The sequence below is a fragment of the Okeania sp. SIO2C2 genome, assembly GCF_010692625.1.
GTDB lineage: Bacteria > Cyanobacteriota > Cyanobacteriia > Cyanobacteriales > Microcoleaceae > Okeania > Okeania hirsuta.
Window position 1 is genome coordinate 33,288 of sequence record NZ_JAAHGM010000032.1, and the last position, 17,044, is coordinate 50,331.

The window sequence follows — 17,044 nt, forward strand, 5'->3', positions numbered from 1 at the left end:
TATCGGCATTAGTGAATTTAGCTATGATTTTCGTGCTTAGGGAATAGGGAATAGGTATGGAGGGAACAGGTACGGAGGTTGCATGCAACCTCCCTACAGATTATTTCGTTTACGGGTTGTTCGGGAGCAAGTAATGAAAAGGGTATTCATAATTCTTATGTTGATTACATTTAGTCCAAATATCTTAATTATTATGTTGATTCACCAACGCCGCAATATCAAATCCGGATAAGAGCGTGATCAAAAAAACTTTCTCCTTTTCCTTCTCTTCTTCTTGCTTCTTTCTTTCCTCCTGACTTCTGAGGACTGACTCCTAAGTCGTTTATTTATCAGTATTCAACCGGACATAATATTACAATGCACCATCACCCAAAAATCATCCTATACTGAAGATATTTCCACATTAATGCCAACTCTAAAATCTAAAATTACTATGTTTATTCCTCTAGGTTTTGAACAAAAATCAATCGTCACCTCTCACGGTAGAATGGTCTACTACGGCAACGAAAAAACACCTTGGAAAACTGACACCGACAACATCGACGACTTGCCAACCCTAGTATTTTTTCACGGTTTCGGCGGTGGGTCATCTGCCTACGAATGGTCAAAAGTTTATCCCGCCTTTGCCTCAGAATACCGCATTCTTGCCCCAGACTTAATCGGATGGGGGCGATCGGAACATCAGGTACTAGATTACAAAGTAGACGACTATATCGCAACAATTATCGAATTTTTAGAACAAACTTGTCAATCTCCTACTAGAGTTATCGCTTCTTCCCTGACTGCTGCAATAATGGTGAGAGTAGCGATCGCCCGTCCGGAATTATTCAAGTCTCTAATATTGACAACTCCCGCAGGTTTATCTGACTTCGGGGAAAATTATACCCGCAGTTTTTTCGCTCAACTTGTGAGTACCCCTGTAGTAGATCGTTTGATTTATAATGGTGGTGTTGCTACTCCTGGGGGGATTAGAACTTTTTTAGAAAACCGACAATTTGCTAATTCCAAGTTAGTTTATGAAGAAATTGTAGAGGCATATTTAGAGTCAGCAACTCAACCTAATGCTGAATATGCTGCTTTATCTTTTGTGCGAGGAGATTTGTGTTTTGATTTATCTTTATATATGAGTCAATTAACAATTCCGACGGCAATTATTTGGGGTAAAAAGTCGGAGTTTACAGGTCCAGAAATAGGTCAACGTTTAGCAGATTTAAACCGTGAAGCTGTGAAGATTTTTCAAACATTAGAAAATGTGGGTTTAACACCTCAATTGGAAATTCCAGCGGTGACTATTGGGTTAATTCAAAAGTTCTTGAAACAGTTGGATGAAGTTCCAGTTGGTGTAGTGCAGGTTGGTTAATTTAGGGGTAGGTTTTGATTTGAATTTAAACCTGCCCCTAATACCATTTATCAAAAACTTTTCTACACTTTCTTGAGTAGGGGAGTAAGGGAGTAATATCATGTCCGGTTAAATAGACATCTCCAGAAAAGAAGAAGCAGGGAGCAGGGAAAAAGAATTGATGATTTCTGTGGGACAATTAATTTTATTTTTTATTATTGGAGATGTCTAATAGTTATAATTAAAGTTCGTAGTAGGGCTTCAGCCCTATCTATTAATTATGGCTAAAGCCCTACTACAAACAAAAACTTTATCAGAATAATTAACATTAACTAGCTAATAATTAGGGAATAAGTTATTTTCCCTGTGTTAATTACTTGATAACTGAAGTTTCAGCAAAGTATAGTATTAATGCATGGTAATTGGTATAATAAAGTTTCTCTTTTAGCTTTTAGCTTCACTTTTTTCCCATTGCTATTGCACTACAGAATTACTATTTTTTTGAGGTTTCAAAGATAATTAGGTAGACTCTTGAACACGAATATCTTTCTGGGGAATAGGAATAGAAATTCCTTCTTGAACAAATCGCTCCTGAATCTGATGAAGAGTTTCATTATATACCCTCCAGTAATCTGAAGTTTTAGTCCATCCTCCTACATACAGATCGACGAAGTATTCTTCAAATTTCCATGCAAATGTACTTGGTCTTGGTTGGTCTAATACTAGAGAATGAGATTGAAAAATATCCAAAAGTAATTGCTCAACTTTAGACAAATTCTCATTATAACCAACCCGAATTTGCAAACTAACGCGACGAGTATCTCTAGCACTATGATTAACGACCACACTACTCAAAATAGAGTTATTGGGAATTGTAATAATCTGACCAGTCCAACCTTTTATTTTTGTATGAGGGAGACTGATGGAATCAATGTAGCCTGATGTTCCACATAGTTCTACTTCATCCCCTACATTAAACGGACTATAGATCATAATCATTAAACCACTAGCCAAATTTCCAATATTGGTTTGCAAAGCAAATGCCAAGATGAAGCTAGTACCACCAACTAAGGCGAGAATTGGAGCAAGATTTATTTCCAAAGCAGTCAATGCTAATAAGACCCCAACACCAACAGTTGCTTGCCACACAGTTCTGACCAATAATTGACGCAAAGGGTCAGAAACTCCCCCTACAATTCGCAGACTTCTATTAGTCACAAAGCCTAAAATTGCAGCAACAATTACAGAAGTAGCCACAATTGCGGAAAAGATACCAATATTTTGGCCCCAACGTAAACCACCTTCTTCTGATTTGATCCAACCAGCTATCCTTAACCACAAACCTTCAGTATCACTGACATCAATCTCGACACCACTAACAGATTCAATATATTGACGGAAAGATTCAGCTTTACCCCCTTTGCTCTCAAATTCATCCAAAACAGTATCAAAGCGATCGGCAAGAGCAGTTTGCTGCTGTTGAAGTTCAGTGACATCAACGACCAATTTAGTCTTGACTTCCGATGCGACTTCACTAGAATCTTCGAGTTTTTGTGATAATGCTTCTAACTGTTTTTCTTTCTCTACTAATTCCTGTTGACTATCGATATCATCTGTATTACTAACTTCATCTTCGATCGCTTCTGCTACTACTTCTAGGTCTTGGGTAGCTTCCTCAGTTCCTTCACTTTGCTTTTTAACCTCAACAGCTTCCTCAACTGCTTCTTGAGCTTTGGCGAGTTCTTTTTGTGCCACTTCTAGATTTTTTTCAGCTTCCTCTGCTTCTGTAGAACCAGGAGATGCACTCTTTTTTCTTGCTTCTGCTTCCTCAAGAGATTTCTGAGCTTTCTCTATAGCATCAACCGCTTCTTCAGATTTTCGGGTTTCCCTATTTTTGCGTTTGATTGCAATTTCAGCATCGCTAATCTCCTGAACTTTAGCTTTTAGCAAATTCTGCCAAGCTTTAGCCTCGACTTCTAACTCCTCCTGAGTCAGAGGTTTGAGTAAAAGCTTCAGCTCATCGACAGGAATTTCTGGTTCTTCAGTAGTAATTGCTGCAATTGTGGCTGAAGTTTCTATTTGTGATTCTTGGGAACTAACTGGAGACACCCATAGCGTTAGAGTACAAGCAACTACCGTTAGGCAAAATGCTTGCCATTTATGGCTAAAGATCAATTTTTTTCTTTTTTTCATTAATCTATCTCACTAATAATAGGTGTTAGGTATTAGGTTTTAGGTATTGGGTATTATACCAATTTTATGTGAGGTGGCATAGAATTATGAAATTTATTAACTTGTCTATCTCGATCTACAGTCAACTCTGATTAAAATATTAGGCGTTGGTGAAAAGAGGTATGATATCATGTCCGGATCAGAGCGCGATAGAACTCCGTGACCTTTACGCGACCAAAAAACTTTCTCCTTCTACTCGGGGTTTCTTCTTCTTTCTTCCCTCCTGACTTATGACTCGGTCCTTCCCCTCCTGGGAGGGGGAGGGGCGAGGGGTGGGTTGACTCCTAAATAATTAAGATGAATATCATACACGCGCTTTACCAACGCCAAATATTATTCTATGCAACTTAGAAATGAATTTGGTATTCGTGAATTTATCTAAATAAATCTTTCTACATTGAGCAGAAACTTGTCATAGATTTGCCGATGATTGGATTCTTATTTGCAGAAGATGAAAATTAATATATCTAGGGAAAATATCCTCAAAAGGCAGAGGGATTTCGACAAAACTATTGAAGGATCACACAAATTAATTAGTATTATGAACAATCGATATGATGGGTTAAATTAACATCTCTATATACATTCAACAATTAATAATTAATTATTAATAATTACCTCTTCTTTTCAAGGAGAGGATTGACTCAAAGGAAAATTTTGATTTATTATCCCCTTAAAAGGGTCGGCTTTAAACCACAATTTTTCGGTAAAAAGATAGAGCAATCATTCAAAAATACGCTTTTTTGAAACATTTACTTTCTGATCGAGCAGAATTATTAGTATTATTCATAATAATTACTATCTAACAGGAAAATCTATACTATATATTTTAAAATATTCTCTTCCAGTAGCTGTAGTGGACGGACACAGCTAAAATGGTAGGTTGCGACGGATTTTTGTTGGGTTTCCTAGGAGGAAAAATCAGGTGTTTACTTTCCTGATAAAAACTTGATTTTTCAGTTAAATAATTGTAAAATTTTCCGGAAATTAGCATAGCAGTATATTTGGCAGATAAATTCTATAAAAATACAAACCAAGAAGTGCTTAATCATAAAATTTGACTTTAATATAAACAGGACTTACGCAAATGGATTATAGTCTTTGCGTAAGTCCTGAGAAATAATATGTGGGTAATACCAAGGGTGATAAATGTTTGCTACAAATAGTCATACTGTTTTTAGACCTTTCCAAAAATACCGATTTTGAAAAGGTCTAATGTAATTATCTAGTTAGATGATGATGATGTATTCTAGGACGAAAAGATAAAATCATTCTCGGTTAAACTATTGCCTAAACTATTGACATTCTCGACTAACAAAGTGCCTCCACCAAAGTTAAAAGTTTGACCATTCATTTGATATTCAATGGTTCCAGCTTGAACACCTATAGTAATGTTACCGGATGGAGGAAGGTTAATGAGTAGATCGTTACCAATTTCTTCAACAAAGGGGAAATCGAGATCTGTCAATTCACCATCCGCACCTGCGACATTACCATTAGGCCAGTAATCAAGAACGTCAAAATTCTTCAGGCTTAAATCACCAGGAGGTGGATTTTGAGTAAAATTCAGCAGAATATCGAAGCCAAATTCAATTTTATCTAGATTGCGTTCAAATCCCCTTAATGTATCGTCGCCAAAACCGCTTACTCCCTCATCACCTGTAACTTTAAAGATATCCTGCTTACTATCCATATCGGGTAGGATAGTCCGGACTAAACTGCTTCCTCCCCCAATCAGAATATCATCACCCGTTCCTCCGACTAATGTATCCTTATCAGCACCTCCTTCGACCGTATCATTACCACTACCGCCGACTACCATGTCATCACCGCTAGAACCTACGACCAAATCTGCATCATCACCGCCATCAAGCGTATCGTCTCCAGTATCGCCGAAGACTGTATCTTGATCATCATCTCCAAAGATTAGATCGTTTCCACCATCTCCATCCAATTCATCATTACCTTCACCACCATACATAGAGTCACGACCACCTCCTCCTTTGATGCTATCGTCATCAAATTCTCCATAGAGTTCATCCCTTCCATTTCCTCCTCCGAGAAAATCATTCCCACTACCTCCAAAGATGTCGTCATTTCCGCCTTTACCTTGCAATATATCATCACCACCCTGACCATAAATGGTGTCGTTGCCATTCGGATAATAAACTAACTGACCATTTACTAAAGACCAATGAGGGCCACTAAATCCTTGTAAATTATCATCTCCACGGGTTCCATAAATGACTGTCATTTTGTGTTACCTCCTAATATTTAATCTTTGTTTTGTTAGGTTTATACTGATGCCAAATAAGTAGAAGTAGTGATTATGAAAGTCTCAGCTACTCTGTTTAATCATTACACTTACAAGATGAAATCACTGGCACTAACAGATGTGGTACTGAGCAACATAATATCTAGGTCAGAAGTATAGTCACCATCACCATAAACATCTACTTGAACCAGCACAGATCCACCAGTATTTTCATATCGAACTTGACCTTGAACTCCTCGAGGAACACTTCCAAAATCACTTGTACCAATAAACGAAAATGCTTGATTTCCTGAACTACTGAGATTAGCATCAATTGCTGATAAATCTATATTGTCAATTCCTCGTTGAAAATCATTAATAGTCTCAGGAAAGAAAATGTAATTTGTAGGAGCGTCAGATAGACTGACATATTTAAAATAGTCAGCACCACTACCTCCAGTTAAAACATCAAAATCAGCACCACCAGTGAGTGTATCACTGCCTGAACCACCATTAAGAGCGTCTGCACCACCATTACCGAATAATTGATCCGCTCCTCCAACTCCATTTAGGTTGTTGTTGGCATCGTTACCGTAAAGACGATTATTGAGACTATTACCTGTACCATCAGAAATTGTGTTTCCGAGGAGAAGACTTTCTACATTTGCACCCAAAGTATAGCCATTGATCTTACTAACAACGATGTCAAGTCCTTCGCCACTATACTCAATGACTTGATCGTTCGGAGAACTAACTACATAAGTATCGTAGCCAGTGCCACCCCGCATCACGTCATTACCACTACCACCATCAATAGTATCACGACCAGATCCTCCCCAAAGAGAATCATTACCTACACCACCATTGAGGTAGTCGCGGCCAGAGTCACCGTATAGAAAGTCGTTACCATATTCACCAAACAGATCATCATTGTCATTTCCACCACGCATTGTGTCGCTATTATCTGCGCCCCACATTGTGTCATTGCCAGCGTAACCCTCCATAATATCCCCGAAATAAGTACCCTGTAGAAAATCGTTACCTGGAGTGCCTTGAATATAAGCCATTGAAATTTCTCCCACATCAATTCGACTTTGTTAGTTAATTTGATGGGCCTATAGCAATCCTAGATAGTTGTAATATTTTTGAGGCTAGAAACTTTGCTGTCAAAAGCTTGAGCCTCTTAGGTTTTCACGACTTAAATTGGAGTGCTATAGCTCTCAAACTAAACTTATGAATTAATTATGCCTCTTTCAGACCAACAACGACAATGGAGGAAAAATCAGGTGTTTACTTTCCTGATAAAAACTTGATTTCTCAGTTGAACAATTGTAAATTTTTCCGGATATTAGTATGGCAGTATATTTGGCAGATAAATTCTAGAAAAATATCATCCTAGAAGTTGTTAATCATAAAATTTGACTTTAATATAAATAGGAATTACGCAAAGACTATAATCCATTTGCGTAAGTCCTGAGAAATACAAATCTGTGGGTAAAAATTTATCAGTGTTAAACCCCTACAAAAAATTTATTTGTGTCATATTTTTCTTGAGTTGATATTAGAATCACTACCAAAAAATCTAATTTCTCAAATTTAAGATCAAGTTGTTGCCATTGCTAGAAACTTTAGTTATTTTCCAGTTTTTGTATTGACCTAAACGGCTAGCGAGTGATTTTTTAACAGAATTTGCTACCTTGTCTTTTACTTTGGGATTATTCAGACCATTGGCAAGTTGTGTTTCAATATTTTTGGTTAATTCACCCTTAATCTTATTTTGGATACGACTACAGATACCCTTAAAAGCTTGGCATAGCTTATTAGGAATTCGTAAATCAGTCTTAAAGTCTACTTTGGGATTTGCGTATGAAATAGACCCATTATAAGCAACAGGTATCAAAGACATTGAAAGGATTGAGTTGTTCAAATGGATATCGCGTTCCATTTTTAATTTGCACTCACCCCATTTTCCAAACCTTCTGCGGACACATTTTGCTTTAATTTCCTCTCCTTGGCTTTCAAACCTTGCAGTTGCTTGAATTCGACTACCATTAATAGTGGCTTGGATAGATGAGGTATTCATATTATCAATGTAATATTTCAACTGGCGAAATTTGGTAACTTTATGTTTGTACTCGGGAATCAAGAATGATTCTTTGGCTCCATTGGGCAATAGTACATAGCTAGAATCTTGATGCCAGCTACTACCATGGTTTTTTCCATAGTTGTCAAGATGAACTTTAGTTGAACTAAAAGCTGTGTTAAAAGCTATGGCAACAGCTGTTTTAGGAACGGTAACATTTACAGTTTTTGCATATGCAGGTAAATTTAGTACATAGAAAGTACCGAGCGTCAATCCGAAGGCAACTGGTGCTGCCAGAAATCTTTGTAAATTCATTTTTGTTCTCTTTTACGCTTGAATGTTTGTTGTTATTAATAATTTTCACTTTTCATACTAAGAACGACAATGGATAAAAAATCAGGTGTTTACTTACTCAAAGAAAAGATTTTTTCCTAAGTTTAATAATTGTCAATTTTTCCGTATGAGTATGGCAATATATTTGGCTGCTCAATCAGTAATAAATTATCTATTAACAGCTCCATACCTACAATATATAATCCGCTACAATACTCCTTTTTTTTTAGTCTGTTAATTCTCTACTTTTTAGATAAAATTTAGTTTGCAGAGCTATGTATGGCATGGCTGAAAATTATTTTTATAAATGAGTAAAGAAGTGATTATCTGCAGGATAAAAACAACAATTAAACTATTCCAAAATCTAGATAACAGAAAAAAAATCAGGAAAAGTCAGGGTAGTTAAAATAAAAAATCAGGATTTTTATAATTGTTCTGTTTATCAATGCTCAACATGAATAAAATATAATTATAGTAATTTATATGCTAATCTACCATGAAATCAGAATCAGAGTTTACTTGGAGCCAAGCTAAAGAGAGAGCAAATCAAATAATCTTCCAAAACACTGGTACACACTTGAGCGATCTGGAAATTCTAATTCTCCAAGGAGCATGGGAAAAACAAACTTATATTCAGATAGCTCAGGAAAATGGTTATAGTGCTGAATATCTCAACAAAGATGTCGGCAATAAAATGTGGAGTAAATTTTCAACAGCATTAGGAGAAAAGATAACTAAAAAAAATTTTAAGGAAGCACTACAAAGATGGAAAGAGGATAATAATAATCAATTTGTTTCATCCATTGTCAAACTACCTTTTCCAGAAGGAGCAGTTGCTCTAGATTCTCCTTTATATATAGAGCGAGAAAATGTAGAAAATTTATGTTATCAAACTATAGAAAACCCAGGATCTCTAATTAGGATAAAAGCTCCTAAACTGATGGGTAAAACTTCTTTAATAATGAGAATTTTAGCTCAGGCTAAAGCTCAGAATTATCGGACTGTCTATCTAGATTTAAGTAGTGTGAATCGAACAGTTATTACTAATTTAGATAAGTTTCTCAAATGGTTATGTTTAACAGTAGGTCGGCAATTAAATTTAGAAAATCAGCTAGACAACTATTGGGATACAGAAATTCTTGGCAGCAATGATAATTGCACAGTATATTTTGAAGAATATTTATTAACAGAAATTGATACACCATTAGTGTTGTGTTTGGATGCAGTAGACCGGTTATTTCCTTATACTGAAGTCATTGAAGATTTTTTTGGGATGTTACGATTTTGGCATGAAAGAGGAAAAATATCTGATGTTTGGAAACGACTACGTTTGGTAATAGCACATTCAACAGAAGTTTATATTCCTCTAGATATTAATCAATCTCCATTTAATGCTGGTTTGCCCATAGAATTATCTGAATTTAATCATAACCAAGTACAAAGATTAGCTCAACTACATGGCATAAATTGGAATAATTATTTGATTCAAGAATTGATGAAAATAGTAGGAGGACATCCTTATCTTTTGCGATTAGCTATGTATGAAATTTGGTCACATAAAATTACTTTAGAACAATTATTAAAAGAAGCTGCAACTGAAGCCGGAGTCTATAGTAATCATCTCCGGCGAAATTGGGAAACATTACAAAAATTGCCGGGATTAACTGAAGCATTTAAACAGGTTGTTACTTCCTCAGAGCCAGTTGAATTAGATTCAAAACAAATTTATCAGTTACATAGTATGGGATTGGTTAAGCAAAAAGATAATTATGTAATGCCTCAATGTCATCTTTATCAAGATTATTTTCGGAGAGTTTTATAACACTTGATTGAGTAAACAAAAATTTTGCTGATGGTGTTATCAAGAATTGATTAATGATTAACAATTACCTTTCCTGTAATAGGATAATTTGCTTAAATAAAAAAAATATATTTTTCCTTAATGCGAGAGGATTTAAATCTAAATTAGAGAATCATTAATTATTCGGAAATCTAATAGATATTTATTTTTTGAATAGTAAAGATGACGGTTAAAGGCAATAGGCAAAAGAAAAAAACTAAAAAAAATTCCGCACTCTTTTTTTTAAGTTAATATTTATATTATATTTACAGCCTTATTTGTGCACCAACTTATCAATTTCGAGATTTTTTGTTAATTAGTTGAGTTTAATTATATGAACTAAGCTATATAAAAAATGTCAAATATTAAATATGAATATCAATATGGTGGTAGTTTGCCTATTGATGCTCCTAGTTACATAATTAGAAAAGCCGACTCAGAATTTTATCAATACTTGAAAGCTGGAGAATTTTGTTATGTATTGAACTCGCGACAAATGGGTAAGTCTAGTTTGCGAGTCAGAACAATGAATAAGCTACAAGCTGAAGGAATATTATGTGCTTTTGTTGACCTTACAGGAATTGGCAAAGAGGATGTAAATCCGGAAAAATGGTATGCAGGAATTGTTCAATCTTTAGTTAGTAGTTGTCAGCTTACGAAGAAAGTTCAGTGGCGAAGTTGGTGGCGGGAAAGAAGAGATTTGCTTTCTCCAGTACAACGTTTGAGTTTGTTCATAGAAGAAGTTTTGTTAGAAATAATTGAGCAAAATATCGTGATTTTTATAGACGAAATTGATCTGGTCAGAAGTCATGATTTTTCCTTAGATGATTTTTTTGCCTTAATTAGATATTTTTATAATCAACGAGTTTTTGAACCTAAATATAAACGTCTTACTTTTGCTCTGTTAGGAGTAGCAACTCCCAGTGATTTAATCACAGATAAAACTCAAACACCTTTTAATATTGGTAAGGCAATTGAACTACATGGATTTGAGTTTCAAGAAGCAAAACCTTTAGCTTTAGGATTAGAGGAAAAAGTAAATAATCCCCAGGAAGCTCTCAAAGAAATATTAAACTGGTCTGGCGGACAACCTTTTCTCTCTCAAAAATTATGTCAGTTAGTTGTACAAAATTTAGCCGATGGTATGACAAACTATAGGTCAATTCAACAATTAGTTCAAACCAGAATTATTAATAACTGGGAAGCTCAAGATGAACCACCTCATCTCAGGACAATTCGTGATCGCCTGCTTAAAAATAAGCGCTGCATAGGTCAAATATTGGGCATCTATCAACAAATTTTACAACAGGGAGAAATTGTGGCAAATGGCAGTGTTGAACAAACAGAATTAAGGTTATCAGGATTAGTAGTTCAGGAACAAGGAAAACTCAGAATTTATAACAAAATTTATCAACATATTTTTTCTCATAAATGGTTAGAAAGACAATTAGAGCAACTGCGTCCCTATGCTGAAAATTTGAATGCTTGGGTTGCTTCTAACTATCAAGACGAGTCTCAACTTTTGAAAGGTGAATTATTACAAAAAGCTCTATCTTGGTCTAGAAATCATAGTCTTAGTGAGGTTGATTATTACTTTTTAGGCTCTAGTCAAGAACTGGAAAAGTTGAAAGTAAAACAAATATTAGATATCAAAGAACAAGAAAGTATTATCCTAGCTGAAGCCAATAAAACTTTAATCCAAGCTCAACAAAAATCTAAACGAATAGTAAGTGTCGGCACTGTAATTTTAATTATCTCACTATTAGCAGCAACAGTAGTGGGGTTACAAGTAAAACGAGCTAACCGAGAATTAGCAGAAGCTAGTATATCTCTAGAAAGTTTTTCTGCAAAAGAAGTCTATAATAACATCAGTCCATTTGATGCGTTACTGTCAGCATTAAAAGTAGGAAAACAACTGCAACAGTTAGAAAAATCAGCCCCAGTTAGATTAGATAGACGTACAGAAGTCTTGAATACATTAAGATTTGTAGTTTCTGGTATTAGAGAGCAAAATCGCCTTCAAGGGCATCTCGACAGGGTGACAAGAGTGAATTTCAGCCCCAATGGCAAAATTATTGCTTCTGGTAGTGAGGATAAAACAATAAAGCTATGGAATATTCAAGGCAAACTGCTAAAAACTCTCAAAGACCATAGAGACCATATCTCAGGAGTTAGTTTCAGTCCAGATAGCAAAACTTTAGCATCTGCTAGCAGAGACGGTACTATAAAACTGTGGAATGTGGACAACGGTACTCTACTGAAAACCATCCTCGCCCACAATAACACTTGGGTGAGAAGCGTCAGTTTCAGTCCAGATGGGGAACTCCTGGTTTCTTGTGGTTCAAGAGGTTGGGTAAAATTCTGGAATGTCAAAGATGGTACTTTGGTCAGAAAAATTCCCGCTCATCGTACTCCCAATGGTCGTTATTATGCAGTTACTCATGTCAGTTTTAGTCCAGACGGTACTATAGTTGCTTCTACTAGTTTTGACAATAAAATTAAACTCTGGAAAGTTGAAGATGGTAGTTTGCTCAAAACTCTTAAGGGTCATAGAGACGAGGTAAGGGTTGTTACTTTTAGCCCTGATGGTAAAACTTTAGCTTCCAGTAGTGCTGACAAAACCATTAAGTTGTGGGATGTTGAAAATGGTATTGAAATTAAAACTCCTACCCCCAGAGGTCACCGTGGTACAGTCTGGGGTGTCAGTTTTAGTCCTGATGGTAAAACTCTGGTTTCTTCTGCTGAAGATGGTTTGGTGAAACTCTGGAATTTGGAGGAAAAGGGAATTGAACCACAAATTTTCCGAGGTCATGTTGGCATAATTAGGAGTGTTACTTTTAGTCCTGATGGTAAGATGATAGTTTCTACTGGTAGCGACCATACTGTTAGGTTGTGGAATGTAGAAGGTCTAGAAGGTACAGAACCAAGAACTTTTACAAATAATCAAGGTGATGTATCAGTTGTCAGTTTCAGTCCTAATGGCAAAATTCTGGCTTCTGCTGATACTGACAATACTATCAAACTATGGAATGTGGCAGATGGTACTTTACTGATAGTTCTCAAAGGTCACAGTGGAGATGTCTTTCATGTTAGCTTCAGTCCGGATGGTAAATTTTTAGCTTCTGCTAGTCTCGATAATACAGTTAGACTGTGGAATGTGAAAAATGGTACTCTAGTACAGACCTTTAAGGGTCATAGTAGGTCTGTTTATGCTGTTAGTTTCAGTCCGGATGGAAAGATTTTAGCTTCTGCTGGCGATGACCGTACTGTAAAATTATGGCGACTCACTGATCAAGTATTTTTGCAAAGTCTTAAGGGTCATCTCCGCTCAGTTAGGAGTGTCAGTTTCAGTCCGGATGGTGAAGTTTTAGCTTCTGCTGGTTTTGACCATCGGGTAATTTTGTGGAGTGTCGAAGATGGCAGGATGTTGAAAGTTTTGGATCGGGGTAATCTTAACTTGGTTGCTGTTAGTTTTAGCCCAGATGGCAAGTTACTTGCTTCCAGTGGTGGTGATGCTGCTGTGAAGTTATGGAATGTGGCGGATGGTACTGAGGTGCGAACTCTCGAAGGTCATGGAAGTTGGGTGAGAGATATTGATTTTAGTCCGGATGGTAAAATAGTTGCTTCTGCTGGTTTTGATAGAAAAGTGATTTTGTGGAATGTGGCGGATGGTACTGAGGTGCAAACTCTTGAGGGTCATCTGGGTCGGGTTTTTAGTATTAGTTTTAGTCCAGATGGTAAGTTACTAGCTTCTGCTAGTGAAGATGGTACAGTTAAGCTATGGAATTTGACTTTGGATATTGAAGATTTTATGGAGTTGGGTTGTCAATGCTTGAGGGATTATATTGTTACTCAAAATCAGGATGAGGAGATACAAAATATTTGTAGAGACTACTGAACAGGTTGTTTTAATAATTATTGACAACGGCGATCGCACCCTAGAAGTGGCGTGACTTGAATTATCTATCCCACACTTTCAGCTAAAACCTAATACCTACTACCTAACAGCACACTTATCCAACTTTTTCGCCATCCCCTCAGCATGACTCCACCATTTTTGACCTCCTGCCCAAATTCGTGAAGGTAAATGACCAACTGGTGCCCAACTTCTAAACTTAAATCCGCGATCGCGAAAATGCAAATTATAAGTCAACCAACCTACCTGACTACAAAACTCTCTATAATCTTCATCCACACTTTCATAAATCTGTTTTTGTACGCTCAACCCAAATTTTTCCCTACTATATTTTACCCAGAGGCAATCAATAGTCAACAAATCTTCACAAGGCAAATTATCAATATCATCCCTAAACAAATAACTTTTTCTCCTCTTCCCCAAAGCATCACATAAAACTCCCCACGTTTCCATATCTGCTTCCCGCCACTTTTGCACTGCCAACAAATACTGCAATTTCCCATAGTCTACCCCCACTCCTGAAATTAATTCATTTTCATCCAGTGCCATAACTTGGGGAATAAACCTTCCTACGAAACTCCGCACCGATGGTAACAGAGGCAACTTTTGATTTACCAACGCCAAAGACTCTATATTTTCCATAGGTTGAATGACAATATTAGAGCGAGACTCCAACGCCTCTAAAACTTGTTCCGCAGACTGATAACGTTGACTCACAGAATTTTGCAACAACTTATCTAATATATTGCCCAGACTTTGACTCACACTACTCCAACTCGGCAAAAAATATCGCCATCTCCAACAGTCATTAACAACATCAAACATATCCCATGGCGCAACATCCGTCAGTAAATGAATGCAAGTTACACCCAAACTAAACAAGTCACTTGCTGGCAATGCTTTTCCTCTGGTTTGCTCCGGTGCCATATATTCAGGACTACCAATAATGGTACCAGTTCTAATTAAAGCAGTACCTGTCAGCAACTTCGCCACACCAAAATCAATTAATACAAATTCCCCAACTTTTCCCACAGCTTGATTTTCTCCTGGTAGGTGTGGTGGTTTTTGATAGTTAATAGGTGGAGAAATACGACGAATAATATTTTCTGGTTTTATATCGCGATGAATAATTTGATGTTGATGAATAAACCGCAATACTGGCAGTAAATTTTGCAAAAATTGCCATATTTGTTCTTCGTTAAATACCCCCTGTTGTTGTAATTCTTGCTTAAGGGTCAAACCCTGAATATATTCTTGTACTAAGTACAAATTTTGATTGTGTTGGAAGTGAGCTAAAAGCAAAGGAATTTGTGGATGTTGCCCCAACTGTACTAACCGCATCACTTCTCGCCGAAATAGTCTTGCTGTTGTCTGACGGTTTTCTGGGTCTTGGGTAGGAAATGAAAGTTGCTTGAGAATACATGGGAGCTTCAGAGGATGTTTTTCGTCTACGCCCAAAAATGTTTTGCCAAAGCTTCCCTGACCGACTTTTTTCAGGAGACGATAACGCCTGTGGAGGAGTAGGGGCGATCGGCAACTCTGGCAATAGGTTGCTGTATCTGGATTTTCAGGATTGGGACATTGAGGGTTAACACAATAACTCATTGAGGGGTTGTTTTTATATTTTAGATTTTTCTCTAGGGGGTTTACAAATATAATTTAGTAATGCTATAGTAGTTTACTGTAAGAAAAATATGTATGGCGAGCGTGGCCAAGTGGTTAAGGCAGTGGTTTGTGGTTCCACCATTCGTGGGTTCGAGTCCCATCGTTCGCCCTTTTATTAAGTCCGAAGTGACGGGAACTCTCACCAAAAACTCATGGTGTAAAATCTCGAAACCAATAATCCTTACTCAGTTTTTACTCATTTTACCCGCGAACAGTGTCAGGTAAAGAGATTTGCGTACCTCCACCTCCACCAGATTTGAATTGTAGCTATATTGAAAAAAAATTTGGTGAGTCAATAATATTTGTTGACATTGGAGATGGTAACCCCGACCCTCACGACTTAGATCGTGATGATGATGGTGTTGGTTGTGAGAGTTTATCAAGATTTGATGAAGACAAAACCTTCTTATCCCTAGAAATCTACTATCAAATGGTATAAGCTGTACTGATGAGTCTATCGTATCTCCGTTGTTTCACGGTTTTTACTGTTTGATAAAAAAACCACTTTTTAACCACCATAAATAAGAAAATAATAATAGCTGTATTTTGTGCTTATCTAAGTGGGTAGTAAACAAAGATAATTGCCATTTAAGTAATATCAAAACTATTGTTATATAGGTATCAAAGGGAATAAAATTGTCTGATTAATTATGTGATGTTACTTATTGATTTTTATTGACAAACAATGAGTATATATGGGAGCAAATTTATATAGCTACTTAATAAAAGTTAACTCCTTTCGTAATTAAAGATTTAGCAAAAAGTGGTTTTGATATTAATTCTAAAATCCCTCAAAACACTATTTATACAAAATTATGTTATTTAGAAAGTTAGCATAACTAGAGAAAATTTTTACTGTTTGACTTATATTCAAGAAGTATTTATAAAACTAATATATTTACAAATATTAACTATATAAAGATTCAGTAAAGATGCTGATTTGCTATTGCTTTATTTTTAGACTCTCACTATTATTACTAACTAAACAAGTAGAAACTTTGTTTTGAAAATTTAACAAATTTTTGATATTGATGGAGTCGTATGAAGTTATCAAGTTTATTCCTTACCGCAACCATTTTATTAATTCCTGTTCAAGTTTTTGCTCAAACATCTAGTGATCTCCTCCCTGACACCACTACCACTGCTCCCTGTGATGCTACATGTGTAGAATCACCAAAACCGATGCCAGAACCAACTTCTATATTAGGCTTCCTCACCCTCGGAACTCTAGGTACAGTATCAACCCTCAAGCGCAAACTGAATTCCTCAAAATCTATAGATAAAGAGCTAGAGAAAGTTTCTTAAACTAATCCAGTGTCAATATATTTAGGAATGAGAATAAAATATGATCCACAAATATTGGCTAGGAGTATTGCACTGAA

10 protein-coding genes and 1 tRNA gene are annotated in these 17,044 nt (G+C 36.3%); 6 read left to right on the forward strand and 5 right to left on the reverse strand.

From position 1 onward, the window contains the following. The first annotated feature begins 433 nt into the window (after positions 1 to 433). Positions 434 to 1,360 (forward strand): alpha/beta hydrolase, encoded by a 927-nt coding sequence (locus tag F6K18_RS22435; protein WP_287524312.1) that lies wholly within the window; start codon positions 434 to 436, stop codon positions 1,358 to 1,360. Between the two features lie 498 nt (positions 1,361 to 1,858). On the opposite strand, the gene F6K18_RS22440 is transcribed toward F6K18_RS22435, so the two are convergent. The 4 genes from F6K18_RS22440 to F6K18_RS22455 all read right to left on the reverse strand — a co-directional run bounded on the left by F6K18_RS22440 (position 1,859) and on the right by F6K18_RS22455 (position 8,223). Next, entirely contained in the window at positions 1,859 to 3,532 is a 1,674-nt protein-coding gene (locus F6K18_RS22440) for a mechanosensitive ion channel family protein (RefSeq protein ID WP_287524223.1), read from the reverse strand. Positions 3,533 to 4,820: 1,288 nt separating this feature from the next. Next, positions 4,821 to 5,825, reverse strand: a complete 1,005-nt coding sequence (locus tag F6K18_RS22445; protein WP_287524225.1) for a calcium-binding protein — start codon at positions 5,823 to 5,825, stop codon at positions 4,821 to 4,823. Between the two features lie 110 nt (positions 5,826 to 5,935). Continuing rightward, positions 5,936 to 6,907: a calcium-binding protein gene (locus F6K18_RS22450; RefSeq protein WP_287524227.1), complete on the reverse strand. Its 972-nt coding sequence runs from the start codon at positions 6,905 to 6,907 to the stop codon at positions 5,936 to 5,938. Between the two features lie 500 nt (positions 6,908 to 7,407). Beyond that, a complete protein-coding gene (locus tag F6K18_RS22455) occupies positions 7,408 to 8,223 on the reverse strand; it encodes a hypothetical protein (RefSeq protein ID WP_287524230.1) in 816 nt (271 codons plus the stop codon). Between the two features lie 514 nt (positions 8,224 to 8,737). On the opposite strand from F6K18_RS22455, the gene F6K18_RS22460 reads away from it, so the two are divergent. Both F6K18_RS22460 and F6K18_RS22465 read left to right on the forward strand, forming a co-directional pair. Then, positions 8,738 to 10,063 carry an AAA-like domain-containing protein gene (locus tag F6K18_RS22460; protein ID WP_124155106.1) on the forward strand — a complete coding sequence of 442 codons (1,326 nt, stop codon included), beginning with the start codon at positions 8,738 to 8,740 and terminating at the stop codon, positions 10,061 to 10,063. 373 nt (positions 10,064 to 10,436) lie between these two features. Continuing rightward, positions 10,437 to 13,979 carry an AAA-like domain-containing protein gene (locus F6K18_RS22465; protein WP_287524233.1) on the forward strand — a complete coding sequence of 1,181 codons (3,543 nt, stop codon included), beginning with the start codon at positions 10,437 to 10,439 and terminating at the stop codon, positions 13,977 to 13,979. A 99-nt stretch (positions 13,980 to 14,078) separates the two neighbouring features. Here F6K18_RS22465 and F6K18_RS22470 read toward each other — a convergent pair whose 3' ends face one another. Then, positions 14,079 to 15,602 (reverse strand): serine/threonine-protein kinase, encoded by a 1,524-nt coding sequence (locus tag F6K18_RS22470; RefSeq protein ID WP_287524235.1) that lies wholly within the window; start codon positions 15,600 to 15,602, stop codon positions 14,079 to 14,081. A 96-nt stretch (positions 15,603 to 15,698) separates the two neighbouring features. Here F6K18_RS22470 and F6K18_RS22475 point away from each other — a divergent pair. From F6K18_RS22475 to F6K18_RS22485, 3 genes are all read left to right on the forward strand, one after another. Then, positions 15,699 to 15,771: transfer RNA gene (locus tag F6K18_RS22475), tRNA-His, on the forward strand. A 105-nt stretch (positions 15,772 to 15,876) separates the two neighbouring features. Beyond that, on the forward strand, positions 15,877 to 16,101 hold the full coding sequence (locus tag F6K18_RS22480) for a hypothetical protein (RefSeq protein WP_287524237.1): 225 nt from the start codon (positions 15,877 to 15,879) through the stop codon (positions 16,099 to 16,101). 602 nt (positions 16,102 to 16,703) lie between these two features. Then, positions 16,704 to 16,967 carry a PEP-CTERM sorting domain-containing protein gene (locus F6K18_RS22485; protein ID WP_287524240.1) on the forward strand — a complete coding sequence of 88 codons (264 nt, stop codon included), beginning with the start codon at positions 16,704 to 16,706 and terminating at the stop codon, positions 16,965 to 16,967. Positions 16,968 to 17,044: the final 77 nt, after the last annotated feature.